This is a genomic window from Vibrio tasmaniensis, assembly GCF_024347635.1.
In the GTDB taxonomy this organism is placed as follows: domain Bacteria; phylum Pseudomonadota; class Gammaproteobacteria; order Enterobacterales; family Vibrionaceae; genus Vibrio; species Vibrio tasmaniensis.
Map to the genome: position 1 here is coordinate 2,521,289 of NZ_AP025510.1, position 25,581 is coordinate 2,546,869.

Annotated in this window: 24 protein-coding genes, 1 other RNA gene and 1 pseudogene; 10 read left to right on the plus strand and 16 right to left on the minus strand. The window is 43.5% G+C overall.

The window, feature by feature from the left end:
• Positions 1 to 55 precede the first annotated feature (55 nt).
• A complete protein-coding gene (locus OCV44_RS11315) occupies positions 56 to 190 on the plus strand; it encodes a hypothetical protein (RefSeq protein ID WP_010438952.1) in 135 nt (44 codons plus the stop codon).
• A 61-nt stretch (positions 191 to 251) separates the two neighbouring features.
• Here the strand turns inward: OCV44_RS11315 and tadA are convergent, their stop codons facing one another.
• The 7 genes from tadA to OCV44_RS11350 form a co-directional block, all read right to left on the minus strand.
• Entirely contained in the window at positions 252 to 887 is a 636-nt protein-coding gene (gene tadA, locus OCV44_RS11320; protein WP_139684115.1) for a tRNA adenosine(34) deaminase TadA, read from the minus strand.
• A 76-nt stretch (positions 888 to 963) separates the two neighbouring features.
• Entirely contained in the window at positions 964 to 2,253 is a 1,290-nt protein-coding gene (locus tag OCV44_RS11325; RefSeq protein WP_139684116.1) for a hemolysin family protein, read from the minus strand.
• Between the two features lie 234 nt (positions 2,254 to 2,487).
• Positions 2,488 to 4,050: an AbgT family transporter gene (locus OCV44_RS11330; RefSeq protein WP_012603342.1), complete on the minus strand. Its 1,563-nt coding sequence runs from the start codon at positions 4,048 to 4,050 to the stop codon at positions 2,488 to 2,490.
• Between the two features lie 297 nt (positions 4,051 to 4,347).
• Positions 4,348 to 4,797, minus strand: coding sequence for a type IV pilus modification PilV family protein (locus OCV44_RS11335; RefSeq protein ID WP_139684117.1), 450 nt, complete (start codon positions 4,795 to 4,797; stop codon positions 4,348 to 4,350).
• Positions 4,787 to 6,097, minus strand: coding sequence for a hypothetical protein (locus tag OCV44_RS11340; protein ID WP_139684118.1), 1,311 nt, complete (start codon positions 6,095 to 6,097; stop codon positions 4,787 to 4,789). Before OCV44_RS11340 ends, OCV44_RS11335 begins: the two co-directional genes overlap by 11 nt.
• Entirely contained in the window at positions 6,094 to 6,726 is a 633-nt protein-coding gene (locus OCV44_RS11345) for a PilW family protein (RefSeq protein WP_139684119.1), read from the minus strand. Before OCV44_RS11345 ends, OCV44_RS11340 begins: the two co-directional genes overlap by 4 nt.
• Complete coding sequence (locus OCV44_RS11350; RefSeq protein ID WP_017098042.1) at positions 6,707 to 7,213, minus strand: GspH/FimT family pseudopilin; 507 nt, start codon at positions 7,211 to 7,213, stop codon at positions 6,707 to 6,709. Before OCV44_RS11350 ends, OCV44_RS11345 begins: the two co-directional genes overlap by 20 nt.
• Before the next feature lie 51 nt (positions 7,214 to 7,264).
• On the opposite strand from OCV44_RS11350, the gene OCV44_RS11355 reads away from it, so the two are divergent.
• Positions 7,265 to 7,747 (plus strand): type IV pilin protein, encoded by a 483-nt coding sequence (locus OCV44_RS11355; protein ID WP_139684120.1) that lies wholly within the window; start codon positions 7,265 to 7,267, stop codon positions 7,745 to 7,747.
• Between the two features lie 143 nt (positions 7,748 to 7,890).
• On the opposite strand, the gene dnaJ is transcribed toward OCV44_RS11355, so the two are convergent.
• From dnaJ to grpE, 4 genes are all read right to left on the minus strand, one after another.
• Positions 7,891 to 9,036, minus strand: a complete 1,146-nt coding sequence (gene dnaJ, locus OCV44_RS11360) for a molecular chaperone DnaJ (RefSeq protein ID WP_004735166.1) — start codon at positions 9,034 to 9,036, stop codon at positions 7,891 to 7,893.
• A 286-nt stretch (positions 9,037 to 9,322) separates the two neighbouring features.
• Positions 9,323 to 11,236: a molecular chaperone DnaK gene (dnaK, locus tag OCV44_RS11365; protein ID WP_009848331.1), complete on the minus strand. Its 1,914-nt coding sequence runs from the start codon at positions 11,234 to 11,236 to the stop codon at positions 9,323 to 9,325.
• Positions 11,237 to 11,573: 337 nt separating this feature from the next.
• Entirely contained in the window at positions 11,574 to 12,848 is a 1,275-nt protein-coding gene (locus OCV44_RS11370; RefSeq protein WP_009848330.1) for a dicarboxylate/amino acid:cation symporter, read from the minus strand.
• A 388-nt stretch (positions 12,849 to 13,236) separates the two neighbouring features.
• Positions 13,237 to 13,818 carry a nucleotide exchange factor GrpE gene (gene grpE, locus OCV44_RS11375; protein WP_009848329.1) on the minus strand — a complete coding sequence of 194 codons (582 nt, stop codon included), beginning with the start codon at positions 13,816 to 13,818 and terminating at the stop codon, positions 13,237 to 13,239.
• Between the two features lie 143 nt (positions 13,819 to 13,961).
• Here grpE and nadK point away from each other — a divergent pair, with 143 nt between their 5' ends.
• The 3 genes from nadK to bamE all read left to right on the plus strand — a co-directional run bounded on the left by nadK (position 13,962) and on the right by bamE (position 17,330).
• Positions 13,962 to 14,846 (plus strand): NAD(+) kinase, encoded by an 885-nt coding sequence (gene nadK, locus OCV44_RS11380; protein WP_009848328.1) that lies wholly within the window; start codon positions 13,962 to 13,964, stop codon positions 14,844 to 14,846.
• Positions 14,847 to 15,138: 292 nt separating this feature from the next.
• Positions 15,139 to 16,803 (plus strand): DNA repair protein RecN, encoded by a 1,665-nt coding sequence (gene recN / locus OCV44_RS11385; RefSeq protein WP_139684121.1) that lies wholly within the window; start codon positions 15,139 to 15,141, stop codon positions 16,801 to 16,803.
• Positions 16,804 to 16,970: 167 nt separating this feature from the next.
• Positions 16,971 to 17,330: an outer membrane protein assembly factor BamE gene (bamE, locus tag OCV44_RS11390; protein ID WP_009848326.1), complete on the plus strand. Its 360-nt coding sequence runs from the start codon at positions 16,971 to 16,973 to the stop codon at positions 17,328 to 17,330.
• A 214-nt stretch (positions 17,331 to 17,544) separates the two neighbouring features.
• Here the strand turns inward: bamE and OCV44_RS11395 are convergent, their stop codons facing one another.
• Both OCV44_RS11395 and OCV44_RS11400 read right to left on the minus strand, forming a co-directional pair.
• Positions 17,545 to 17,856 carry an RnfH family protein gene (locus OCV44_RS11395; RefSeq protein WP_004735158.1) on the minus strand — a complete coding sequence of 104 codons (312 nt, stop codon included), beginning with the start codon at positions 17,854 to 17,856 and terminating at the stop codon, positions 17,545 to 17,547.
• Between the two features lie 3 nt (positions 17,857 to 17,859).
• The gene (locus tag OCV44_RS11400; RefSeq protein ID WP_139684122.1) at positions 17,860 to 18,288 is read right to left on the minus strand and encodes an SRPBCC family protein; all 429 of its coding nucleotides are present in this window, start codon (positions 18,286 to 18,288) and stop codon (positions 17,860 to 17,862) included.
• Between the two features lie 119 nt (positions 18,289 to 18,407).
• Between OCV44_RS11400 and smpB the strand changes: the two genes are divergently transcribed.
• The 5 genes and pseudogenes from smpB (at position 18,408) to OCV44_RS11425 (ending at position 21,633) form a co-directional block, all read left to right on the plus strand.
• Positions 18,408 to 18,893: an SsrA-binding protein SmpB gene (gene smpB / locus OCV44_RS11405; RefSeq protein ID WP_004735156.1), complete on the plus strand. Its 486-nt coding sequence runs from the start codon at positions 18,408 to 18,410 to the stop codon at positions 18,891 to 18,893.
• A gap of 66 nt (positions 18,894 to 18,959) precedes the next feature.
• Positions 18,960 to 19,326: a transfer-messenger RNA gene (ssrA, locus tag OCV44_RS11410) on the plus strand.
• A gap of 294 nt (positions 19,327 to 19,620) precedes the next feature.
• A pseudogene (locus tag OCV44_RS11415) lies at positions 19,621 to 19,776 on the plus strand (AAA family ATPase); the annotation flags it as partial.
• Positions 19,777 to 20,033: 257 nt separating this feature from the next.
• Complete coding sequence (locus OCV44_RS11420; protein WP_139684123.1) at positions 20,034 to 20,336, plus strand: helix-turn-helix transcriptional regulator; 303 nt, start codon at positions 20,034 to 20,036, stop codon at positions 20,334 to 20,336.
• Positions 20,320 to 21,633, plus strand: coding sequence for a HipA domain-containing protein (locus OCV44_RS11425; protein ID WP_139684124.1), 1,314 nt, complete (start codon positions 20,320 to 20,322; stop codon positions 21,631 to 21,633). Before OCV44_RS11420 ends, OCV44_RS11425 begins: the two co-directional genes overlap by 17 nt.
• A gap of 139 nt (positions 21,634 to 21,772) precedes the next feature.
• Here OCV44_RS11425 and OCV44_RS11430 read toward each other — a convergent pair whose 3' ends face one another.
• The 3 genes from OCV44_RS11430 to OCV44_RS11440 all read right to left on the minus strand — a co-directional run bounded on the left by OCV44_RS11430 (position 21,773) and on the right by OCV44_RS11440 (position 25,579).
• Positions 21,773 to 23,653 (minus strand): ATP-dependent zinc protease family protein, encoded by a 1,881-nt coding sequence (locus OCV44_RS11430; RefSeq protein ID WP_139684125.1) that lies wholly within the window; start codon positions 23,651 to 23,653, stop codon positions 21,773 to 21,775.
• Between the two features lie 305 nt (positions 23,654 to 23,958).
• Positions 23,959 to 24,768 carry a M15 family metallopeptidase gene (locus OCV44_RS11435; RefSeq protein ID WP_139684126.1) on the minus strand — a complete coding sequence of 270 codons (810 nt, stop codon included), beginning with the start codon at positions 24,766 to 24,768 and terminating at the stop codon, positions 23,959 to 23,961.
• Positions 24,769 to 24,850: 82 nt separating this feature from the next.
• Positions 24,851 to 25,579, minus strand: coding sequence for a DUF429 domain-containing protein (locus OCV44_RS11440; protein ID WP_139684127.1), 729 nt, complete (start codon positions 25,577 to 25,579; stop codon positions 24,851 to 24,853).
• Positions 25,580 to 25,581 lie beyond the last annotated feature (2 nt).

Here is a 25,581-nt window from a genome sequence, read left to right on the forward strand (position 1 = left end):
AATTAAAACTGAGTTCATAATTACAAAGCCAAACGACAAATAGGAAATCGTTGAAATGATGAAGAACAAACTGAAATCGAAACGCCTTGATAAGACCGTTGCTGCCAACCGTCGTAAGCGTATGCTTTCAAATAATAAGAAGAAGATCATTTGGCGCAACCGTGCTTTCATGCAGATGATTGCTGAGTAAAAGTAATGACTAAGTAAGTTTGCTTGGCACTCTTGCGATTGAGAGTGCCGAAAGCTCGCTGCTATTTGTTGTTACAGGCCTTGTTGTTACTGACCTTATTCTTATTACTTACCTTGTCGGATTCTAAACGCTGCTCTTCCAACAGGCGATCTTGCTTTCGCTTCTCTTTGATCTCTTTTCTACGACGCTTGAAAAACGCCTGCAACTGCTCACGACATTCAGCTTCTAATAAGCCATGCTCAACGTCGGCATAATGGTATGAGGCTTGGCTTTCAAACAAGTTCAAGACTGTGCCAGCCGCACCCGCTTTTAAATCTGGCGCACCAAACACAATGCGTTTTACTCGGCTATGTAACAAGGCACCCGCACACATTGGGCAAGGTTCTAAGGTGACATACAAGGTGGTATCAAGTAAGCGATAGTTTTCCAAGGCTTGACCTGCTTTACGCAAGGTTTCGATTTCTGCATGTGCGGTTGCATCGTGGCAGCCAATCGAGCGATTCCATCCTTCAGAGATAACCTCTCCATCTTTCACTAGTACAGCACCAACGGGAACCTCCCCCTCTTTCTCTGCTTGCTTAGCCACCTCGATGGCGCGTCGCATGAAGATTTCATCTTGAGGGGTGAATTGATGGTCTGACAAAGGGAGCTCCAGAAAACAAAGGATAAAAACGAAAATAGGTATGCGGAGAAGCATACCTAATCTTAGTGATAATGAACAATAAAGAGATAAGAGACAATGAACAATAGCCGCTTACTGGTTGGCTAGTTCACTAACTATTGGCGCCTTCTATATCATCGGCTATTCGCGTCGCTTTGATACTCACAATGCGATTATTCTCAACAGAGATAATTTCAAACTGCCACTGCTGGTATTGAACAACTTCACCTGCATCAGGTAAGCGCCCTATTAACCAAGTCACTAGGCCATTCAACGTTTGGAAGCTCTCGCTTTCCCCCTCAAAATCCGACAGCTCTAAGCGGTTTTTCAGTTCACTGATAGGAATCAATCCATCCACCAGCAATCCATCTTCCACTTGCTCTGTCCACAGGTCTTTCGGGTTATTTGATAGTTCGCCCGCAATCGCCTCTAGGATATCGTAATGAGTCACAAGGCCTTGAACATCGCCATATTCATCAACAATGAATGCCATCTCTGTTCCCGACTCTTTAAAATAGCCAAGCAGACGTAAAGCCTTCATCGATTCTGGAACATAGATCGGAGAGCGAGATAGCCCCATGATCACTTGAATATTTAAATTACCCGCCTGATTCAATAAGGCTTTGGCTGACACCGTACCGACCACTTTATTGAGGTGATCTTGGCACAATGGAAACACACTATGCTTTGAGCTGCGCAGTTTTTTAAATATCTGCTCAACTGGTTGGCTAATATCCAGAAAGTCGACGTCTCGACGTGGCGTCATCAACGAGCTCACCAGACGGTCATCAAGCTGCAAGATATTACGAATCATCTCTTGCTCGCCACGTTCAATCACACCAGATTCCGAGCCTTCTTTTACGAGTGCATGAATATCATCTTCCGTCACACTGTCTTCTTCACCACCACGTCCCATTAACTTGAGAATACCTTCCGTAGAAGCCGACAACGCAAACACAAACGGCGTCGCAATTTTAGATAACCAGAAGATAGGCAGCGCGACTAGCACAGCAATGTTTTCAGCTTGAGATTGAGCAAAACGTTTTGGCACTAGCTCACCTACAACAATCGCGAAGTAAGTTATACCCACAACGACTACCGTGGTAGACAGGATATTCGCTTGTGTTGGATCGAGTCCCCACAGTTCAAGCTGAACCGCAAGTGGAGCTGATAACGTAGCCTCGCCCACGATACCGCTGAGTAGGCCGATTACCGTAATACCGATTTGAATAGTTGAAAGGAAGCGAGTTGGATTTTCTTTGAGCTCAAGTGCAACCTGAGCGGAGCGATGTTTTTCGGCTAAGCGTTTCAGCCGACTATTTTTTGCTGCTACCAGTGCAATCTCTGACATGGCAAACAGACCATTTAAAACAATTAACCCTACTAAAAGCAGAATCTTCATGTGGCTTGGATTTCCTAAATTTACCGGCCAACAATTAGCCGTAATCCGGAGTATAAGCTGAGTGCCTTTATTTTGAATATAAAAAGTTTTGGATATAAAAAGTTTGGGATATAGAAAGTCTTGGCTATAAAAATCTTGGATAAAAAACAGAAAAAAATAGCAAAAAAAATCCCGCACATTTCGGTGCGGGCTTCGATGATTTTATCTTACTAACTTTTGCTTCTATTACTTATCTTACATTGTGTAAGTGTAAGGAGCTTGGATACCTAGCGGGATACCAAGAGCCCAGTAACCTAGCAAGAAGATAGACCAACCGATTAACATAGCAATAGAGAATGGCATCATTAGAGAAGCTAGAGTACCGATACCTGTCGACTTAACGTAACGTTGACAGTAAACAACAACCAGTGGGAAGAACACCATAAGTGGAGAGATGATGTTAGACACTGAATCGCCTACACGGTAAGCCGCTTGAGATAGCTCAGGAGAGATACCCACAACCATTAACATAGGAACTAAGATTGGACCAATAAGAGCCCACTTAGCTGAAGCTGAACCTACAAGAAGGTTAACTGAAGCCGTTAGTAGAATCATACCAACAACCGTTGCTTCACCTGGAAGGTCCATCGCTTTCAAGCCTTCTGCACCATAAAGTGCCAGCATAGTACCGATGTTTGATTGAGCGAATGCAGATAGGAACTGAGCACAGAAGAACGACATTACAATGTATGCGCCCATCGTTGCCATCGTCTCAGACATTGCTTTAATAACATCATTACTATTCTTGAATGTACCCGCTACACGGCCATAAACGATACCCGGAATAATAAACAGGATGAAGATCAGAGGAACGATAGACTTCATTACTGGTGCTGAGAACGCCGTTAGTTCGCCTTCAGGTGAACGAAGTGCTGAGTTTTCAGGCATTAGAGCCGCGATAAGCAGACCAATACCGGCAACCATTGCCCAACCAGCGAATTTGAATGCTTTAGATTCAATGGCTGTGAACGTACCTAGATCAGGTGCTTGTTCTGCATCTTCATCTACGGGCGTATTAGCAAGACGAGGCTCGATGATTTTCTCTGTAACGTACCAACCAATTGCCACAATTAGAATTGAAGACAAACCAGTAAAGAAGATGTTCGCTAGAGGGTTGATCACGTATGCAGGGTCAAGAACGTTTGCCGCTGTTTGAGTGAAACCTGCTAGTAGCGGATCAATACCTGAAGGAATGAAGTTCGCAGAGAAACCACCTGATACACCAGCAAACGCTGCTGCAATACCCGCTAGAGGGTGACGACCCGCAGCGTGGAAGATGATACCGCCAAGAGGGATGACTAGAACGTAACCTGCATCTGCTGCTGTGTGAGACACAATAGCAACCAAGATTAGCATTGGCGTTAGCAACTTAGCTGGCGTGAAATTCAGCATCTTCTTAAGGCCAGTCGTAATGAAGCCTGAAGAGTCAGCAACGCCAACACCTAGCATAGCAACAAGTACGATGCCTAGCGGAGCAAAGCCTGTAAACGTGGTAACCATATTCGCTAGGAAGCTAGCAAGCGCTTCACCAGTAAGTAGGTTGTTTACTTCTAGAGCAGCACCCGTTTGAGGGTTGATTAGGTCGAATGAAAGGTTCGACAAAAGTGCAGATGCTACCCATACAATAACTAGAGCCCAGAAGAACAGGATTGCTGGATCTGGAATTTTGTTGCCGGCGCGTTCAATGAAGTTTAGAAAGCGGTCCATACCACTGATCTTCTCAGTCGATGGTGCTTTTTTTACGGCTTGGTTACTCATTGTAACTCCATATGTGATGTTGTTTGTTTAGGCCTAATATAAGTTTTGACCATGGCCTATTGGTACAGCACATATTCTATTAAAGTCGCTGTTAAAAAGCACAAGGTTCCACATCATTTTCCATAAATGGAGACATATTTTGCAAAAATACCGTACAACAGCAACAATATAAAAACACAAAAAACACCATTCCATATACAGAGTTTTAACTGGCACGTAAACAATGTCCGAGGAGTGACAAACTATCAGAAGGGAGAAGCGTAGGGCTTGGCATGCAGTAAACGTTTGCTTAATAGATCAATCAAACTCACTGTATTTGGAGAGCATAGTTTCGAGGTAAATGCTTTGTGCACGGTTCATGCGATCTTGCCATGCAACAGTCACCGTAATGTTTTTCAAAGCATGAGACAAGGCACCACTGGCATTTGTCACTTCACAGGTCATCGAATACCCAGAGCCTGACAAACCAGATAAAGGATCCGAACTTGTCGCATTGCGACAGTAGTCCGCCTGATTGAGATCCGTAAAAAGGATTAATCCTACAGCTCCCCCAACATCCGACACACGAGTTCGATAATACTCCATCTGCCTTTCAGCAAAGTGAAGCGCTTCTACACTGTGCAGCGCGTAATCCGACTTTTGCTCTGCATAGACCTGTAGTTTAACCAGCCCTAGCGAAGCAATACCGATCAATAGGAAAGAGATCAGGACCTCTATCAAGCTAAAACCTGAATGTTTATAAGTCATTCCATGATCCCTTTTTCCATTTGGCTTTCAAAGGAACACCATGGGGGTTGTATTCCCCTGTGTAATCTAAGTTTATCGAACCTTGAATTGTCGATAGCCCGCCAACTGAATCAAAGAACATTCCTCCCTTGGGGAAAAAAGAAGCAAATCCAATATAAACCGAATTGCTCTGCACTAAGCCGGCGATAGGTATCGTATTTGGAACTTTGGTCCATAAGCCGCTCAACAGGTCCGTATCAACATCAGGGGAAGCTGGCTCATCGTATATGCTCATATCATTTAGGTGATAAAAGGAGCCATCAAACACACTTGCATTACCGTTCGCAACGATGCCATCTTGAATCACCAGTGAACGTGGCGTAATAACTCCGGGGATAGGTTCTACCACATTAATTGGTGGGTGATAAACCACGCAGTCACCTATCACCCATACCTTATCTTTACCACTAGCAAAGGCATTATTAATCGCTTGGCTACACTTATTGCCTTGATACTTTCCATTGACCAAATCAGTATGTTTTGGAGGAGATACCGTCCTGTCAATAAGGTCAATCACATGATAATCACCCTTAATCTGGTCAATATTCTCTGGTGTTTTAGGTACCCCAAAGTAATTAGAGAAAGTATCGATGGCTGGGTCAAACTTGAAATCGGATTGAAAAGCATTTGAAGGCAATGACCCAACGGAATCAATAGTTGCATTGCGGTTAATATTGGTTGTCGGTTGGCAAGACTCAAAGGTAGGGAAAGGAGGGAGACCGCCCGTAGGTGTGATTGTCTTTAAACGCCCGCCACCTTGGTTTTTATAGATCACACTATCTAAGAACCGAACAGACACACATTCGTTAATACCACCGACCGCAGTAAGACTAATATCTGGGGTGATATCGATATTGTGATCAGAAATAAACTCCAAACTCGAATTGGTTTGCATCGCCCCTAGCCCCGACGAATTGTTAAAGCTTATCTCTTTGCTCAAAGATAAAGAGTGTGCGCCCGACACCAGTATATTCGGCGTTAGGTTATCTGATTTCAACGTAAGGACTTTCGACTGCTGACAGTGATTCATTAAATCATTAGGAATAGCCGTGAGATCATTTTCAGCTATATAGGTAAAACCACACTCCAATCCAGCCTCGGCGTTCCAATGAGCTTTACGGGCTTGAACTTCATTTTGCGCTACCTTAATTTGATGAAAAACACTGCGATAGGTACCCAAAGTAACAATTAAAGCACTTAACACTAAAACAGATGTGATTAACAACGTAGCCACTCCAGATTGCTGCTTTACCGAGGTCATTGCCAATTCCTTTGCTTAATGGTTATAGCGACGCCTTTAGAGATCCCTGCACTCGGAATTGAAGCAACAATATTCAGATCAGTGAGCGTAGTGCTCACCCCATTTTTGCTCAACAATTGCGAGGATATTGATAAATCGTCGACGGAGATAATGCTATCGTCGAAAAGTGAGTAGCATGAGGTAACTTGATCATGAGCTAAAATGTTCCCTGGAGTAAGAACGCCCTTTTCACAAATTTTCAATCGAGTCCCCTCCTTTTTATACACGATATTCCTATAGTTTTTTCCGTCAGTTGATCCCTCTTTGAAATAGACGAATCCCACCTCAACACCACCGCTAACATTAATCGTGTTAGCGGCACCTAACAGCTTCAGGGATTCACCATTTGAACCATCGTAGCCTGCTCGTTGAATATCTTCTTTCATTACCTGCATGGTGCTCGTAAGGTTTTGCAACAGCAATAATTCAATACCTTTATCTTTGGCTACCCTGTGTCCCGTCATAAATACGCTGCCGATAATAGCAATCGCGAATACACCAATAACGGAGGTGACCATCAGTTCAATGAGAGATGCGCCCTTTTGCTTTCGCAAGCTTCTGCTGCCAAGCTTAGCAAGCATAGTAGCCATACTGAGCGCCTGATTCGCCGCACACTTTAATTCGCCCCGGAGGGCTAGATAGTTTAATCAAAAGTCGGTCGGTTGAAGCTCTTTTAGGAGCCAGGTAAATCGTACCTCTGGCTGGCCTTCCTCTTACACTTTCAAAGCTGATTTTTGAGCCTGTATAGTTATGAGAAAACGATAAATCTCGAAACGGTTCTCCCGACAACATCAGCAATGTATCACCAGACAGATCTTCCGTAGGCTTCAACCATACAGTCCACTCCCCCGTAGATTGCTCTTCATTTTTAGCCGTCGAGAAATGTACCCAGAGTTTTTGATTTCTTTTCACAGACTCAGACTTTGCCTGTACTAAGAAACCATTCAACTCCCCAGCAAGGCGCTGTATCTTGACTGTTTGGGTGACTGAACTAAAACTCGGAGCAGCCGTCGCTACCAATATCGACAGTATCGACACCGTTATTAACAGCTCTAATAAAGTAAACCCGCGAGTCATTTCCCAAATTCCTATGTAATCAGGTGCGTAAGCATATTTAATCTTGCACCGATGCTACCACCCGAGAAAAATGGACAGGGTTATGAAAGGAAACTACTCGTGAAGATTCGAATAAAAAGATGTAACAACAACAATTTAAGTATGAAAGGAATGACACTGATCGAATTATTGATCGCTGTTGCCATTGTAGGAGTACTCAGTGCAATAGCTTATCCAAGCTACACAAGCCATGTTTTAAAATCGCATCGAATGACAGCGATAGGAGATATGGCAAAAATTCAACTTGAACTTGAGAGTGCTTACGCCGGAAATTATGCCACGGCTGCTGGAAACATAGTTTCTGGAGGGACGTGCTCGTTTTGCGATACCGATACAAGCAGGTACACACTAACAATTTCGGCCAGCAGTACCTCATACTCCATTCAAGCAGAGCCACACGCACCACAGACAAATGATGACTGCTTTGGCTCACCGACTGATATTCTGAAGCTACATCACTCTGGTGTTTCAGAGCCTCAAGCGTGTTGGAAGTAATGTAGAAATCAGGAGCCGCGTAAAATCAGAAGCCAAAGGTTTAACATCACTTTGAAAACACTATCTTCAGTCACAAAAAAACCTGCTACATGAGCAGGTTTTATTTTTTATTAGTAACTTAAGCTACCAAATCACTGAACTGATTACTTAGTTAGGTCATCAAAGAAGTTTTTCACGCCGCTGAAGAAACCTTCAGATTTTGGCTTGTGCTTGCTTGCCGCTTCACCACAACATGTTTCTTCAAATTCACGCAGTAGTTCTTTTTGACGAGAGCTTAGCTTAACCGGAGTTTCAACCACTAGCTTAACGATTAGGTCACCCACACCGCCGCCACGAACGCCTTTCACGCCTTTGCCACGCATACGGAACATACGGCCCGTTTGTGTCTCTTCTGGCACTTTAAGGTTTACACGACCATCGAGTGTTGGAACTTCAACTTCACCACCTAAAGCAGCCATAGAGAAGCTTACTGGCACTTCGCAGTAAAGGTTGTTGCCGTCACGCTCAAAGATATTGTGCTCTTTTACGTGTACTTGTACGTACAAGTCGCCAGCTGGAGCGCCGTGCTCCCCTGCTTCGCCTTCGCCAGATAGACGAATGCGATCACCAGTATCAACACCTGCTGGGATCTTAACGTTAAGCGTTTTCGTCTTCTGTTTGCGACCTTGGCCATGACATGAGTTACATGGGTCTTTGATGATCTTGCCTTTACCATTACAAGTAGGACAAGTCTGTTGAACCGCAAAGAAACCTTGGCGCATTTGTACCTGGCCGTGGCCATGACAAGTACCACACGTTTGTGCAGAAGAACCCGCTTTAGCACCGCTACCATCACAAATGTCACATTCAACAAGTGTTGGTACTTCAATCTCTTTAGATACACCACGAACGGCTTCTTCTAGAGAAAGCTCCATGTTGTAACGCAAATCAGAACCACGTTGTGCACGCGCTTGACCACCACCACGACGACCGCCGCCAAAGATATCGCCAAACACATCACCGAAGATATCGCCGAAGTCACCTTGACCACCGCCGCCGTAACCGCCGCCGCCCATGCCACCTTGTTCAAAGGCTGCGTGACCGTATTGGTCGTAAGCTGCTTTCTTTTGAGAATCGGTTAGGATCTCGTACGCTACTTTTACTTCTTTAAATTTGTCTGCTGCGCTGTCATCACCCTGATTACGGTCCGGGTGGAATTTCATCGCTAAGCGTTTGTACGCTTTTTTAATATCGCGCTCTGATGCATCGCGGCTTACGCCTAATACTTCGTAAAAATCACGTTTTGACATGTTCTAGGTCACCAAATAATTGCTACTACCGAATGATCACTTCAGTAGTCTATGTATCAATCTAGATAAAAGTTCTGCCGGCTGAAATGCCGAATAAAGCTATTATCTAGATCGACAAGTCTAAATACAAATTTACGGGCGTGAGAGTTACCTCTGACGCCCGCAATAATAAGTCTTTGAGACAATGAATTTCTAAGCAAGTAGCTTGAGTTCTAGGAGGAAGCGCGGAGCCTACGCTAGTAGGTGAGCACTTCCGACAACGAAATCAGGCTACTCTGCGACGAAATTATTTTTTGTCTTCTTTTACTTCTTCGAACTCAGCGTCTACCACATCGTCGTCTTGCTTAGGTTGTTCACCAGCGTCAGCACCAGCTTGTTCAGCTTGAGCTTTCTGTTGAGCAATTTCCATTAGCTTTTGAGCTGCTTGCATAAGTTCTTGAACTTTAGCGTCGATAGCTTCTTTGTCGTCACCAGACTTAACTGATTCTAGAGCTTCGATAGCTGCTTCGATTTTAGCTTTCTCGTCTGCAGGTAGAGCTTCACCAGCTTCTTCTACTTGCTTCTTAGTGCCGTGAATCATTTGGTCAGCTTGGTTACGTGCAGTTACTAGCTCTTCGAACTTCTTGTCAGCTTCTTTGTTAGCTTCTGCTTCTTGAACCATTGCTTCGATCTCTTCCTCAGACAAACCGCCTGATGCTTGGATAGTGATCTTCTGCTCTTTACCTGTCGCTTTATCTTTAGCAGATACGTTCAGGATACCATCAGCATCTAGGTCGAATGTTACTTCAACTTGTGGCATGCCACGTGGTGCTGGTTGGATACCTTCTAGGTTGAACTGACCAAGAGACTTGTTGTAAGTCGCTTGCTTACGCTCACCTTGAAGAACGTGGATAGTTACTGCGCTTTGGTTGTCTTCAGCTGTAGAGAACACTTGATCCGCTTTAGTAGGGATAGTTGTGTTTTTCTCGATAAGCTTAGTCATGACGCCGCCCATCGTTTCGATACCGAAAGATAGAGGAGTAACGTCTAGAAGAAGAACGTCTTTAACTTCACCAGCTAGTACACCACCTTGAACAGCAGCACCCATTGCAACAGCTTCGTCAGGGTTCACGTCTTTACGTGGCTCTTTACCGAAGAATTCAGTTACTTTAGCTTGAACCATAGGCATACGAGTCTGACCACCAACTAGGATAACGTCAGTGATTTCGCCTACAGATAGGTCAGCATCTGCTAGAGCAACTTTTAGTGGCTCAAGAGAACGTTGAACTAGGTCTTCAACTAGAGACTCAAGCTTCGCGCGAGTCACTTTGATGTTCATGTGCTTAGGACCAGTCGCATCTGCAGTAACGTAAGGTAGGTTTACGTCAGTTTGAGTAGTAGAAGAAAGCTCGATTTTCGCTTTTTCTGCTGCTTCTTTAACACGCTGCATTGCTAGTGGATCAGCTTTAAGATCGATACCTTGCTCTTTCTTGAACTCATCTACTAGGTAGTTGATCATGCGGTTATCGAAATCTTCACCACCAAGGTGAGTATCACCGTTAGTTGAAAGAACTTCGAAAGTCTTCTCGCCTTCTACTTCATCGATTTCGATAATAGAGATATCGAATGTACCACCACCAAGGTCGTATACAGCGATAGTGCGATCACCACCTTGCTTGTCTAGGCCGTAAGCCAGAGCAGCAGCAGTAGGTTCGTTGATGATACGTTTAACATCTAGACCAGCGATACGGCCAGCATCTTTCGTTGCTTGACGTTGAGCATCGTTGAAGTAAGCAGGAACAGTTACTACTGCGCCAGTTACTTCTTCGCCTAGGAAGTCTTCAGCTGTTTTCTTCATTTTCTTAAGAACTTCAGCAGATACTTGAGGAGCAGCCATTTTTTGGCCTTGCGCTTCAACCCATGCATCACCGTTATCAGCTTTAACAATGTTAAAAGGCATGATTTCGATATCGCGTTGAACTTCTTCATCTTCAAAACGACGACCGATTAGACGCTTAATCGCGTATAGCGTGTTTTGAGGGTTAGTAACAGCTTGACGTTTCGCAGGTTGACCAACTAGCGTCTCGCCTTCAGTGTATGCGATTACCGATGCTGTTGTGCGTTCGCCTTCAGCATTTTCTAATACGCGTGGTTTGTCACCGTCAAGAACAGCAACACAAGAGTTAGTAGTACCTAAATCAATACCAATGATTCGACCCATCAGGCTTTCTCCGAATAAATTCTATTTAGTTTTTTGCTATACCCACTATGTGGGGGGTAGTAATCAGGGATTCAACCCTAATACACAAATTTAAGTGCAAATGTAATTTGCTTTCGTATGCACCATAGATAAGGGCTCACGAATCCTTTTCAAGGGGGATACTGAATTTTTTCACATTTATTTTGATAAAAGGAATGGTTAGACACGAATACATATCATTACCTTCACATAAGCCTAGTAACTGGGTTTATCACCCAATAAAAAACGGAGCCACTTAGGCTCCGTTTGTCTATTCAGGCTTTCCACTTAGATTTCATCTATAGAGGAAAATCTCTGATTACGCTTCTGCTTTCTTTAGCTCAGCTTCTTCGTTTGTTTCAACGCCGATTTCGCCTTCAGACTTAGCAACGATAGTGTTAACCGCTGTATCACCTACTACGTTAGAAGAAGTACAGAACATATCGTTGATACGGTCTACCGCAGCAATGATAGCTAGACCTTCTGGTGGTAAACCTAGTTGGTGCAATAGAACACCTACCATTACAACACCACCACCAGGAACACCACCAGCACCGATAGACAGTAGCAAGATAGTTAGACCCAGAGTAAAGATGTCAGCCGTGTTGATTGGTTGACCGAATGCGTTTGCTACGAACATTGTCGCTAGTGCGATGTAGATAGAAACACCAGACATGTTCATTGTCGCACCCAGTGGTACACCGAAGCCTGCCACAGATCTTGATACACCAAGCTTTTCAGTTAGAGTGCGCATTGTTACTGGGATAGTCGCATTCGAACTTGCCGTCGATAGTGAGAAAAGGATTTGCTCACGAGTTGCACGTAGGAATTGCTTAGGCGTAATACCTGTCGCGATACCAACCATCATTGGGTAGAAGAAGAAAATCCAGAACACTAGCATCGCAACAACAAGCGCTACATAGCCAGCTACAGACATAAGTGTCTCAGCGTTCAGTGTCGCACCTAGTTGAATCATCAGAGCGAATACACCAAATGGCGCCAAGCTCATTACTAGGCCGATAAGCTTCATCATGATTTCGTTAGCCATCTTGAACGTTTTGATCGCTGGACCGCCACGTGAATCAAGAGCCTGAATAGCAAGACCAGTCAAAATTGCCATGAAGATGATCTGTAGCATGTCGCCGCTTGCAAACGCCTGAACTGGGTTGCTAGGAACGATGTTCACAACAAGAGAGAAGATATCTGGAGTTTCAGTTGTTGTTAGTTGAACTGTCTCAGAGATCGTTCCGGCTAAATCTGCACCAGCACCCGGTTGGAAAATAAGGCCAACAGTTAGGGCTGCAGAAATCGCGATGATGGTGTTGATAATGTAAAGAGCAAAAGTTTTACCACCTAGGCGACCGAAAGAACGGATGTCTTTCAATTCAACAATTCCGCAAACGATAGATACGTATACCAGTGGAACAACCAATAGTTTGATCAAAGAGACAAACATACCACCGACACCTTCTGCTAGACCTAGCAGGTAAGTATCAAATACTGCAATACCGTTGAATAGGTACTGAATAGCAGTACCAATAAGTAGGCCGGCAAACAAGCCTACAAAAATCTTACTTGAGAGCGATTTGTCCATCGTTCTTCTCCAGTTTGTTGTGTTTGAAATTTGTACTTTTATAGTTATATATGCGACTCAAATCGCTATATCGCAGTGGATTTTACATACAAAGATAACAATTAAAAGCATTTATTTACAAAAACATTACAAGTGTGACATCAAAACATTTCCTCATTAACAACCAGTTTCATAATATAAAACTCTAAATCATTGTTCTGGGTAATATAAAAAGAACAACATTCTTAATGCGGTTTTGATGACTATTTACGTGGGGTCTCAAGTTATAGGCACAAAAAAAGAGAGGCATATGCCTCTCTTTTCATTTTACGTAAACCAGTGATTTATTTTGTCGCCGCGACTTACTCAGTCAATGCGCTACTCAATCACTTGGCAACGTAGCACGTCATTACTTAGCAACCATAACCATCGCAGGGCGAACCACACGACCGTTTAACTCGTAACCTTTTTGCATTACGAACATAACCGTGTTTGATTCGTGATCTGGACTTTCTTGGATAGACATCGCTTGGTGGAATTCAGGGTTGAACACTTCACCTTCAGGGTTGATCTCTTTAAGACCAAACTTAGCAACTGTGTCTACGAACGTTTTGTGCGTTAGCTCAACACCTTCAAACAGTGGCTTAACCACTTCGTTTTCAGCATCTGCCGCTTGCATTGCACGCTCTAGGTTGTCGATGACAGGAAGTAGACCTTCGGCAAACTTGTTCAAAGCGAATTTACGCGCTTTATCAATTTCTTGCTCGCTACGGCGACGCATGTTTTCAACTTCAGCTTTTGCGCGAAGAACAGAATCTTGCTGCTCTTTCACTTTAGATTCGCTAGAAAGTAGTGCAGCTTCTAGTTGAGCGATTTTTGCTTCTTGCTCATCAACAGACTCTTCATTTAGCTCAGCTTCTTCAACTTTCTCAGCTTCAGCAATGATTTGATCTAGCTCTTCTTCCGTTACTTTGTTTTCTTCGTTGCTCATGATCTCTCCAGAATTCGTTTTCAATGCAAGTGACAGGTGTGTTTGCACCCCAAATTGATATAAAACACTCGCATAGACGTTCAACTTGCCTTTATTATGGGGATGAAGAATTTTGATTCAAGCCTAATTCGTTTGGAAACGTTATGAAAAAGCCATTTGAAGTCATCGCCATTATTGGTAAACCTCGAGATCAGCAAGCAATTCAGACTCATAGAGAGCTCTATCAGTGGTTAAGTACTGAGGGTTATCAAGTGTTTGTGGATGACAGACTCGCTACAATTTTAGACGATATCCCACAAGAACATTTTTCTAGCCTAATTGAATTAGGTAAACGCGCCGATCTCGCCATTGTGGTGGGTGGTGACGGAAATATGCTCGGTGCCGCTAGAATCTTGTCACGTTTCGATATTTCAGTGATTGGCGTAAACCGAGGTAACCTAGGTTTCCTTACCGATCTTAATCCTGAAAACTTCCAGAGTGCGCTTACTGATGTACTCAAGGGTGAATTCATGGAAGAAGAGCGCTTCTTACTTGAAACTGAAATTCATCGTCATGGCCAAATAAAAAGCCATAACGCCGCACTCAACGAAGCAGTACTTCACCCCGGTCAAGTCGCACATATGATCGAGTTCGAAGTGTATATCGATGACAGCTTCGCCTTCTCACAGCGTTCTGATGGCTTGATCGTCTCAACACCGACAGGTTCAACCGCCTATTCGCTTTCTGGTGGTGGTCCTATCCTGTCATCAAGTTTAAATGCAATTTCATTAGTACCGATGTTCCCACACACCCTTTCAAGCCGCCCACTGGTAGTGGATGGAAAACGTCGTATCAAGCTGATCGTATCGCCTGATAACCGCGGAACTCAGGAAGTGAGCTGCGATGGTCAAATCTCGCTACCGGTTTCTCCTGGTGATGAGATCCACATTTACCAAAGCCCGAATGTACTCAAGCTGATCCACCCTAAAGACTACAATTACTACCATGTTCTGCGTAACAAACTAGGCTGGTCGAGTAAGCTGTTCTAAAAAATAAAAGCTCCAGTAATAACCGAAAACTTGAAAGGCTGACGTATTCGTCAGCCTTTTTTATTGCCTAACAAAAGCCCGCCACCTCTATCTTCACGCCAATCCATCACATCGTCATTCCCAAGAGGGAGGAACAACTGAGTTGGGAATCTACTGCGGTTTCAGTGATCTACAGACAACCTCAATTCTGAGGTCTGTCGCAAAAAATTTTCACCTGCTGACTTTACTGTATAAAGAAACAGTATATACTGAACTTATATACAGTATTGTTCAGTTATACAGGTAAATAAAAATGCTAGCTCATCTAAGTGTTAATAATTTCGCTATTGTTAAGTCTTTACAGCTAGAACTCTCTAAAGGCATGACAACAATCACCGGAGAAACTGGTGCGGGTAAATCTATCGCTATCGACGCTTTAGGCTTATGTCTTGGAGGAAGATCTGATGCAGGAATGGTTCGACAAGGTGAAGAAAAAACCGAAGTCAGTGCCGCTTTTTTACTTGAGAACAATCTGCATGCAACTCGCTGGTTAGAAGACAACGAACTGCTTGATGGCGGTGAATGCATCCTACGCAGAACCATCTCTAAAGAAGGTCGTTCTCGTGCATTCATCAACGGCAGCCCAGTTCCTCTTTCGCAACTGAAATCACTGGGACAACTGCTGATCAACATTCATGGTCAACACGCGCACCATCAATTGATGAAGAGCGACTATCAAATGGTCATGCTTGATCAATACGCAGGTCACTTGAACCTATTGAAATCGACACGTAATGCTTACCAAGCCTGGCGACAAGCGGATAACCATCTAAAAGAGTTACGTGAAAACAGCCAACAAAACCAAGCTCAAAAACAGCTTCTTGAGTATCAAATCAAAGAGCTAAACGAGTTATCTATTGGGGAGGAAGAATATGAAGAGCTCGAACAAGAGCATAAGCGCCTCTCCAATAGCGGAGAATTGGCCTCAACCTGCCAGCAAGCTATCGAACTTATTTACGAAGGTGAAGAAGTTAATGCGCTTGGTATTTTGCAATCGGCCAATCACTCCCTAATTCAACTTGCTGATTTAGATGAAAGATTAGCTGAGCTACCAAATCTACTCTCTGAAGCCATAATTCAGATTGAAGAGACCAATAGCGAGTTAAGAAGTTACCTAGACAGCATTGATGTCGACCCTGCTCGCATGGCTTACGTGGAAGAACGTTTCTCTAAAGTGATGTCGATGTCGCGTAAGCACCATGTGTTGCCAGAAGAGCTTTATAAGCACCACCAAGACTTGCTACAACAAGTCGAAGCGCTGGATTGCTCTGATGAAAAGCTGGATGAATTAGCTAACGAAGTTGAGAACCAATACCAGTCGTTCGTGGCGAAATCAGAAAAGCTTCATAAGTCACGCACTCGTTACGCAAAAGAGCTGAACAAGCTGATCACTCAAAGCATGCATGAACTGAGCATGGAAAAGGCGCAGTTTGCCATTGAAGTGAACAACACGAATACACACCCATCACCATTAGGTATGGATAACGTGACCTTTATTGTGTCGACAAACCCAGGCCAACCGATGCAGCCAATTGCTAAAGTTGCCTCTGGTGGTGAGCTATCACGAATCTCACTCGCGATTCAGGTCATCACGGCTCAGAAAATAGACACTCCAAGCCTTATCTTCGATGAAGTCGATGTGGGTATCAGTGGACCAACCGCTGCGGTTGTCGGAAAAATGCTGCGTACACTAGGTGAATCAACACAAGTTATGTGTGTGACTCACTTACCTCAAGTCGCAGGCTGTGGTCACCAACAACTGTTCGTGGCGAAGAGTACCAAGTCGGGTAAAACAGAGACGCAAATGCACACGCTTGATGAGCAACAACGCGTTTCAGAGCTGGCTCGCCTGCTTGGCGGCAGCCAAATTACAGAATCGACCCTTGCCAACGCAAAAGAGTTATTAATCGCAGCTTAGGTCAAATATTCAGCAACTTTCTGATAATTTACCGAAATTTCTTGGCAATTTTGCAACTTAATTCAAAATTGCCAGTCATAACAAGCTCAAAGCGCAAGGAGCTTTTTACTTCTTGCTGGAGCTTGTTTATTATCAGGCAGTATTTTAGCGAAGAAAGATCTCAGACTATGCGAATTAAAAAGTGGTTAGTTGCAGTCCCACTAGCACTAACAATGTTGACCGGTTGCTCTCTACTAGAGAAGTTGGTTTATCGAATTGACATCAATCAGGGTAACTATGTTGAACAAGAAGCTGTTGACCAGCTCAAGTTTGGCATGACAAAAACACAAGTTCGTTACGTTATGGGTTCACCTATGCTTATCGAAAACGGCTACCCAGATACTTGGTACTACATTTACCACCATCAAAAAGGCCATAACGACCCTATCCAGAAAAACCTTGTCGTGAACTTTGATGCCACTGGCACTCTAGTCACGATCAATGGTGATTTTGAAGCCAGTGATGAGTTCTTCGAAAGCCTTCGCTAGTTTTCAATCAACAAAGTTTTCCAGTCAACAAAGATCTCAGCCGATAAAGCTATCTGTCGACAAAACTATCAGTCGACAAAGTATGAATCGCAAAAGCCTGCTCACGAGCAGGTTTTTTAATATCCGCTAACAAATTAAGTGCGTTGTCTAACCAACAGGCACAAAAAAGCTCGCCAATATAGCGAGCTCTCTTCTTAGTCGAATTTTTTTAGCATTACGATTTAGCAGCGGCCGCTTTTGCTTGCTCAGCACGCTTACGGCGAATCTCTTTTGGGTCAGCCAACAGTGCACGGTAGATTTCAATACGATCTTTATCGCGAACCGTCGCATCTAGCTTAACGTTGCGGCTGAATACGCCGACCTTGTTTTTCGCTAAGTCGATTTCTGGATACAGTTCCAAAACACCAGACTGCGCAATAATCTCTTCCACAGTCGCGTTTTTGTTCACCACCAAGGTAAACACACGCTGCTCGTGCGGAAGCGCAAACACAACCTCTACGTGGATCATATCCGATTCAATAGTCATGACTTAATAAACCTGTTTCGCGCGTTGAGTAAAAGCACTGACCATATTGCTCGTCAGATCATTGAAGATCTTACCAAATGCCATTTCAATCATTCGGCTAGAGAATTCAAACTCTAGTTTAAGCTCAACCTTACACGCTTGCTCATCGAGCGGAGTAAAATACCAACCACCCTGCAGTTTTTTGAACGGGCCGTCCACCAGCTCCATCAAGATCTCAGAGCCATCCGCTAAACGATTAGAAGTAGTAAATGTTTTGCTGATACCCGCTTTAGAGACGTCAACCGAAGCTACCATAGTTGAATCTGAAGATTCGATCACACGTGAACCAGAACACCCTGGCAAAAACTCGTGATAACGAGCAACATCATTGACCAAGCTGAACATCTGGTCGGCACTAAATGACACTAATGCTGAACGAGTAACCTTTGGCATATAGACTCCTGTTAAAGACAGCGTTACATTAACACAAATTGCAATTTTAATTGTATTGGGCCAGAGCGCAAATAAAAAGGATTCCCCAACTAGGGTGCAATCCGTATAATGAGGCCATTATGGCAAAGAATAAATCAAAATCAAAAGCCGGTAGCAATACCATTGCGCTTAATAAGAAAGCTCGCCACGAATATTTCATCGATGATGAGATAGAAGCGGGGCTTGAGCTACAAGGCTGGGAAGTAAAATCCCTACGTGAAGGCAAAACCAATATCGCAGAAAGCTACGTCTACATCCGAGACGGCGAAGCATTCATCAGTGGTATGACGATCACTCCGCTTACTCAAGCGAGTACTCATATCGTGGCGAACCCAACACGTATCCGTAAACTACTAATGTCGAGAAAAGAACTCGATAACCTTATCGGTCGTATTAACCGTGAAGGCATGACACTTGTCGCAACCGCACTTTACTGGTCTCGCTCTTGGGCGAAGATTAAAGTTGGCGTAGCGAAAGGTAAAAAGCTGCACGATAAACGTACTGATATGAAAGAAAAAGATTGGGCGAGAGATAAAGCACGAATTATGAAGAGTAATTTGCGTTAATTTTAAGCACTTAAACGCACAGTGCTAGACAGGCAAAGCTTTTCTGGTACTATGCAAATAACACTTGGGGCTGATTTAGGATTCGACAGGAATTTTGAAGTCTGAGGTGCATGCCGTGGGGCGGTTGGCCACGTTAAAAGCCGCAAAAAAATAGTCGCAAACGACGAAAACTACGCACTAGCAGCTTAATAACCTGCTCAGAGCTCTCTTACCCTAGCTTCCGCTCGTAAGACGGGGACCAATAAGAGATCAAACCCAAACTAGCTAGCGCGGATTCTCCCACCTGAGAGGAAAAGCGCGAATAACAATTCAGGTTAGCCTTTAACTAGCGTGTCGGTTCGCAGGTTGCTGGTGAAATTAAAGATCGACTAAGCATGTAGTACCAATGATGAATGATTTTTGGACGCGGGTTCAACTCCCGCCAGCTCCACCAAACGTTTGGAAAGGGCCAACTCGAAAGAGTTGGCCCTTTTTGTATTTTAGAATCATCAGTTATACTGTCGGCACTAAACGCGCTACCTTTCACTCACAGGATGACGCGCAGTGTAAAATGCTTTTTATTGCCATGACTTAGTTTCGAACCATCTCGTTGCGCTTCAAAGTCAGTATTTCTAGTTAACTTTAGTGTGGCATATTTGATCTACTTACGTGTAGCCATCATCTCACCTTACCCGCACGCGTAATCGCTAATCGCAGAAGAACTTAGCGACAGATCTAATAAAGGCTGTCACTGCAGTCCTATATATCGAAGTGTAAGCCACACAAGACAATCAAGCTAACAGGAACACAAGGCTCTAATGCACTAGAGCAAGACAATGTTGTAATGCCTTTGTATTACACACAATACTTGAACGACCACCTTAAGGTTCCGATAGAGAGTTAGCCATACTTTAGGTATCTCAAAGCCCCATGGCTTTGACTTCTCTATTATTCTTTCATTACATAAAGTAAACCACACTAGACTTTAAATAAGATCGCCAAGTTTATAAGCATAAAGCTCACTACTGTAGACTTTTATACAGTAGCTCAATACACTTACCATAAAGTTAACTTTAATAGACTTTTACTTAAAATCTACGTATAAATAATTTAAAAGTCTATCAAGGCATACTTTATTAAATCGTGCTATGTGGAGGTTCCATGGTTAAGAAAGTAAAAGCAACTGAGTCACCAGATCTAAGCCAGGTGTTCACACCATCACTACTTGGTGAGGCGATCAAAGCAAAAAGAACTCAAAGTAAAATCACCCAGCAAGATGCAGCATTGCTTTCTGGTGTTGCAAAACAAACCTACATAAAAATTGAACAAGGCAGCTCCGATATTAAACTAACCTCTTTAATGAAAGTTGTGTCTGCTCTAGGGATAAAGATATCGATACAACCATGGCAAGACTTAGATGCTTCAGTCCCATCACAGGAGAAAGGTAATGATGTCTGGGTCTAATCAATACATCCTCGATATAGTTTATAGCCAGCAAGTCATAGGCAAGCTATCACTGAGTAAAGAAAGTGATGCTCTATCTGTAATCTACAAGCAAGATTGGATTGATAATGGGTTTCCCATATCGCCACACCTTCCATTTAACTCTGATATACCATCCGTCAATATCAGGAGGTTCTTACAGAATTTGCTCCCTGAAAATAAAGGGTTAGATTATTTGATCGACTTTCTTGGCGTATCACGTTCAAACGTATTTGCACAAGTTGGTGGTATTGGAACAGATACATCAGGTGCAATGATGTTCTTATCCGAAGGTGTTTCTCCAGCTCAAACTGAAACCTCTTTCAACCCAATCAATGATAGTGAATTAATTAAGAAACTATCTGACCCTGAACTTTGGTATTTAGAAGTATGGGAAGGAAAACCAAGACTATCAGTAGCGGGGGTTCAATCTAAGCTAAACGTTTTATCTATCGATGGAAACTTAGGGTTTGGAGAGGGTGAACTATGCTCAACTCATATTGTGAAGTTCGAAAAAAATGACCAACAACACCTTGTCATAAATGAATTTGTGACGATGAAATTAGCGAAGCTAGTTGGACTAGATGTTGCTGACGTTGAGTTGCGGTATTTTGACCAATTTCCAGCCTTAATTGTAGAGAGGTTTGATCGAAAGCTATTTAGTTCAACAAGTGTGAAACGAAGGCATATGATCGATGCCTGTCAAGCTTGTAACCTAGGTGTGGATAGAAAGTATGAACGAAACTTAGGTAAACAAAGAGATGTCAGTCATATTCGTGATGGTGTCAGCTTTGCCCGACTTTTTTCGGTAACAGAGCAATGTGAAAACCCATTAGCGGCAAAACTAGCGATCCTAAAGTGGGCAATGTTCAATCTCTGCATTTATAACGCAGATGCACATGGCAAAAACTTCAGTTTCTTTGTCCAAAAATCGGGCTTAACACCAACGCCACTTTACGATCTAGTCAATGTAAGGATGTACCCTGAATTTGAGCAGGATCTTGCGATGGCAATTGGGGATGAATTTGACTCAGATTCTATTAATGCCTACCAACTTGTAGAGTTTGCTGACGATTGTGGTATTTCACCAAAATTGCTTCAACAGAGCCTAGTAAAGATCGCAAATGACATTATAAACAACATTGATGATGCTATATCTCTCGTCACTCCTACTTCTGATTCACAATTACCTTATTTAAACCGATACCGTGAAATCGTTGTGGCTAGATGTAAGCACTTCCTCAAGCAATCACCACTCATCACTGAAATTGAGCTTTAACTTATAGATAAGCTATCTAATCAGAATATAGAAAGCACAAAGAGCAAAAGCTCTTTGTGTTACCTACTTGATAATTATCGCAGCCAGTTCAGTTACTGATGAGGAAGTTGAACCGATAGAACTTAGATAAGTTTAGGTGTTACTCCATATCACCCAACACATAATCTTCATCGCTACTGACTACCGCGCCGTGCTTCAAGAAGTTCTTACCTAGGATCATGCTGTATTCGAAGCGAGAGCGATCTTGAAGGTTTACCCTCACCTCTTTCTCTAGGTCTCCAAGCTTCACCTTCATTTCAACGACAGGGCGAATGTTCACCTTCTCGCCTTTCTTGGCTTTAATACGCATCACATCAATCACAGGCTTAGTGAAATCTTGCTTATCGCCTTGTTTGTTTTTATAGGTGAAACTCACCATGTCTTGGCCGTCTTTCTTAAATCGTTTGATGTTCACCGCGTTCATTGAGCTTACATCTGCGCCAGTATCCAACTTGGCCGGGAACTTCATGCCGTTGACTTCAACAACTTCTATATGCCCCACTTTAAACAAAGGCTCCGATTTCAAAAGATAATCAGATCGAGTATTCACATATACTCCATCTTTCGCCATCTTCTTACCTAAAATGAAGTAGGCCTCTTTCTCATTACTGTTAAGTACATCGATAGCAAACTCTTGTTGGCGAACTTTACCAGCGCCCAAAAACTCACCACTTACCACCGGACGAGTATCATCACCGACCTTAAGCTTCTTAATAATTGGCTTTGTTATCTTCTGCTTCTCACCATTTACATCTGTAAGATAAAATTCAACAAAAGCATCTTTGCCTTTACCTGTCATTTCAAAACTGTCGACCTTCAACAAAGGCGTGTTGACAGTAAATGAAGCAACAGCCTTCATAGGGAAACCATCTAATGTGATATCTTCTTCCGGTGAGATAATTAGTGGCTCAGTCTTTTTCGCAACCTCGCTGAAATTCTCAGATCCTTCAGAAAGAATATTTTCAGCGTTGGTATCAATCATGAAAAATTCGCTTGCTGTATCGGTGCCCAATCTGAGCTGTGAGCTGCTATTCGAACGGTCGCGCAGGTACACCAGAACGTCTTTGGTTGTGTTTTCATCAAGTTGAACTGGCACATACACCAAAGGTCTTTTTTTACCACCTACACTTAACATACGAACTAATGGCAGTGTCATCTCTTTCTGCTTACCATCGTTGTCGAACATATCAAACGTCACTTCACTGTTCTTCTTATCTACATCGATGTCTTTCGCATGAAGAATGCTGTAGCGATTTTTTAATGAGAAGGTCGCGTTCATCGCCATTCCCGAGATAGACATCACCTCTTTTCGGCCAACAACCGTCGCGTTTTCCTGCTCCTGCAAATAGTCGTAACCAGCAAACACCAGTGCGTTATCCGCAAGGAAGGTTTTGCCGATCAATACTGGCGCAGAGAAGTGGCTTCTGTCGGTCAGGTTAACGTCTGTTTTTAACTCTTGATCCGCAATGGTGAGCGACATTTTGACGGTAGGGCGAAGCAAAGGCGTGCTGCTGGTGCGGCTGCGTATTATGCTGACACGCTCTAAAGGTGCTTCGATTAATACCATGTCACCCGTACGTGGGTTTTGAACCTTGAAAGAGACCACAGCTTCATATTTCGCAAAGGTACTGCCATCCCAATCATCGTAATCAACATCAGAATTGTTCAACAGGTCTTCGGTTAACGCCGCCATCAGCTCTTTGTCTTTGAGATTTTGGTTGTCGGGATTAGAGCTCTTCACATGAATATCTTCAGCATGCATAGAGGTAGTTTCTGCACCAGTGTCGATTTTGCCAATGAAAGGAACGTCTTTTAGCCCTTGAACGCTAGAGAGGTACACATTCTCTGTACGGCCTAATACCGCCTTACCATCGAGTTCGTAAGTCGGGTTTTGAGTGGTGTGTGAAGTGTCTGTAGCCAAAGAATATTGTGAAAAAAGTAGAGTGCTTAAAAGAGTTAGAGCCAAAGGTATCTTTTTCATTAGTTGGTCCGTTGTGATCAGTTCACTAATAATACTGGCGTTTCAGCGAAGAGTTCCCCCACCAGCAATGGTTCTCACATAACGTTAACGCTATGAGTTTTTAAATGACAAACCGATGACTTTGCGCTGCATTCGCTTATCGATTATTGACTAATGGATACCCAATAACCTTTTCAATGCTCAGTGTTCTATTGAAGAAATGAATACAAAAAAGGCCAACGACGAGCGCTGACCTTAGCGATTCAACACACCCCTGAAGCGAGTTTAACTTGCTAAAACACAAACGGTTCTAGATAAACATAGCACTAAAAAGTGCCAACTGTTTTCTTTGCACAGATAGCCCGAGCTTTTTCTGTGCCCTCGCCTTTATTCTGATTAAAACATTGTCGATAAGATTCGACGTAACGCTCAAATAGCACTTTGGCTTCAGGTTGTGATTTAGAGAGCAGTTGATTGACGAACTTGCTTGAGCCGACCTCAAAATGCTGAGTATCGATGGGGCTATTCCAATCGCCTCCCCAGATCATAAAGCCATGATGGGCAAACAGCTCCACCACATCTTCTGCCATGCCGCGGCGTTCAATTTCATCACGCGCGCGAAAGCGAGTACGGTTCACATAGCTTGTCGCAGATTGTGAAGGCTTTACCGTGATTTTTCCGTTGCTATCGAACTCTAAGAAAGGGTTTTGAACTGGGTTGATGTCTATTGCCACACCATAAGCATGCTTCGACCAACCACCTCCACCTGTAATAGGACGAGCATTAAACGCACTGCTGTTGTTCGCGTCCATTGAGGCGTTATCGTCACCTCTGAATTCACGCATTAGGCGAGCAGAATGAAGAGGGAAATTGCGCTGTTTAAGCTCTGAAAATATTTGTTCAACAGCTGGCGCTATAACATCAAGCACGATCATATTGCCCTGTTGCGTTTCCCCTTTGAAGTTAATGAAATCGAAATCCACTTTAGATAACCGCTCACAACCAACGGGCGCACCACTACTCAAGACATTGTTCTTTTTCATCATGTCGCATTGCCATTGAGATATAGGGGCAACTTGGGCATAACTCGCAGCACTGAGCACGGTGGTCAGCAAGCCGACAATAAAACGTTTCATATCAAAGACTCAAAAATAGTAAGAGTGAAAAGTAGCAGATGTTGGAAAATAGCATATTAGGCCAAGTGGAGCGCACGATTTATTAGCGCGCTTTATTCCAATAGACAATCTCTCGAACTCGTCCGTTCTGGTCGACATCCGCTTCTCCACCAACATCAGAAGGCTCAGATAAGGTCGATAATTGCGGAGCGTAATAGGCAACCAACATAAGTACGAACGCATCGTAAATATCATCTATCGCGACGTCTTTACGCTTGGTGGTTGAAATGGCTAACGACAAGCCGTCACACCATTGAGGAGCGAGTTGCTGAATAATAGAAAGCCGTTCCTCTTTGCCTTCTTGTGTTCGTTTGGAAAACGTCAGCGGTTCGTCTTTCAATGCTGCAAACACCACCTCAGGATGTGACTCCCTGATAGAAAGATTGGGATGAGTTTCAATGAGCTCATCAAGCTCGCGGATCTTGGGCACAATTCCCCAAGTCTGTTTAGAAAACTTCTTATCGAGCTGCTCCACATTGGCACTACACGCCGCAATGTAATCGGTTTGGTAAACCGCCTCACGACACGGAACAGGAAAAACGGAAGAGCCACGCTTACTGGTGAGAAAACGCCTTGCCGCTTTATCGCATAATCTATCTGGAGTAAGCGAATCGCTAAAGCCAATTGGCATGTCGATTAACGTCATCGAACCTGCAAATTCATCAACCAACTCATCGAGGGTGTTTACCACTTTAAACGCAGGTACCTCATTGTCTGAGACAATCCAAGCAATCCAACCCGCCTTGCAGCCATCAATTCCGATGTATTTCATTG

What these genes read in the sequence shown, in the direction of transcription:
- OCV44_RS11315 (WP_010438952.1), top strand. Translation starts at nt 56, where the DNA reads ATGATGAAGAACAAACTGAAATCGAAACGCCTTGATAAGACCGTTGCT.
- tadA (WP_139684115.1), bottom strand. Translation starts at nt 887, where the DNA reads ATGCTTCTCCGCATACCTATTTTCGTTTTTATCCTTTGTTTTCTGGAG.
- OCV44_RS11325 (WP_139684116.1), bottom strand. Translation starts at nt 2,253, where the DNA reads ATGAAGATTCTGCTTTTAGTAGGGTTAATTGTTTTAAATGGTCTGTTT.
- OCV44_RS11330 (WP_012603342.1), bottom strand. Translation starts at nt 4,050, where the DNA reads ATGAGTAACCAAGCCGTAAAAAAAGCACCATCGACTGAGAAGATCAGT.
- OCV44_RS11335 (WP_139684117.1), bottom strand. Translation starts at nt 4,797, where the DNA reads ATGACTTATAAACATTCAGGTTTTAGCTTGATAGAGGTCCTGATCTCT.
- OCV44_RS11340 (WP_139684118.1), bottom strand. Translation starts at nt 6,097, where the DNA reads ATGACCTCGGTAAAGCAGCAATCTGGAGTGGCTACGTTGTTAATCACA.
- OCV44_RS11345 (WP_139684119.1), bottom strand. Translation starts at nt 6,726, where the DNA reads ATGGCTACTATGCTTGCTAAGCTTGGCAGCAGAAGCTTGCGAAAGCAA.
- OCV44_RS11350 (WP_017098042.1), bottom strand. Translation starts at nt 7,213, where the DNA reads ATGACTCGCGGGTTTACTTTATTAGAGCTGTTAATAACGGTGTCGATA.
- OCV44_RS11355 (WP_139684120.1), top strand. Translation starts at nt 7,265, where the DNA reads ATGCTACCACCCGAGAAAAATGGACAGGGTTATGAAAGGAAACTACTC.
- dnaJ (WP_004735166.1), bottom strand. Translation starts at nt 9,036, where the DNA reads ATGTCAAAACGTGATTTTTACGAAGTATTAGGCGTAAGCCGCGATGCA.
- dnaK (WP_009848331.1), bottom strand. Translation starts at nt 11,236, where the DNA reads ATGGGTCGAATCATTGGTATTGATTTAGGTACTACTAACTCTTGTGTT.
- OCV44_RS11370 (WP_009848330.1), bottom strand. Translation starts at nt 12,848, where the DNA reads ATGGACAAATCGCTCTCAAGTAAGATTTTTGTAGGCTTGTTTGCCGGC.
- grpE (WP_009848329.1), bottom strand. Translation starts at nt 13,818, where the DNA reads ATGAGCAACGAAGAAAACAAAGTAACGGAAGAAGAGCTAGATCAAATC.
- nadK (WP_009848328.1), top strand. Translation starts at nt 13,962, where the DNA reads ATGAAAAAGCCATTTGAAGTCATCGCCATTATTGGTAAACCTCGAGAT.
- recN (WP_139684121.1), top strand. Translation starts at nt 15,139, where the DNA reads ATGCTAGCTCATCTAAGTGTTAATAATTTCGCTATTGTTAAGTCTTTA.
- bamE (WP_009848326.1), top strand. Translation starts at nt 16,971, where the DNA reads ATGCGAATTAAAAAGTGGTTAGTTGCAGTCCCACTAGCACTAACAATG.
- OCV44_RS11395 (WP_004735158.1), bottom strand. Translation starts at nt 17,856, where the DNA reads ATGACTATTGAATCGGATATGATCCACGTAGAGGTTGTGTTTGCGCTT.
- OCV44_RS11400 (WP_139684122.1), bottom strand. Translation starts at nt 18,288, where the DNA reads ATGCCAAAGGTTACTCGTTCAGCATTAGTGTCATTTAGTGCCGACCAG.
- smpB (WP_004735156.1), top strand. Translation starts at nt 18,408, where the DNA reads ATGGCAAAGAATAAATCAAAATCAAAAGCCGGTAGCAATACCATTGCG.
- OCV44_RS11420 (WP_139684123.1), top strand. Translation starts at nt 20,034, where the DNA reads ATGGTTAAGAAAGTAAAAGCAACTGAGTCACCAGATCTAAGCCAGGTG.
- OCV44_RS11425 (WP_139684124.1), top strand. Translation starts at nt 20,320, where the DNA reads ATGATGTCTGGGTCTAATCAATACATCCTCGATATAGTTTATAGCCAG.
- OCV44_RS11430 (WP_139684125.1), bottom strand. Translation starts at nt 23,653, where the DNA reads ATGAAAAAGATACCTTTGGCTCTAACTCTTTTAAGCACTCTACTTTTT.
- OCV44_RS11435 (WP_139684126.1), bottom strand. Translation starts at nt 24,768, where the DNA reads ATGAAACGTTTTATTGTCGGCTTGCTGACCACCGTGCTCAGTGCTGCG.
- OCV44_RS11440 (WP_139684127.1), bottom strand. Translation starts at nt 25,579, where the DNA reads ATGAAATACATCGGAATTGATGGCTGCAAGGCGGGTTGGATTGCTTGG.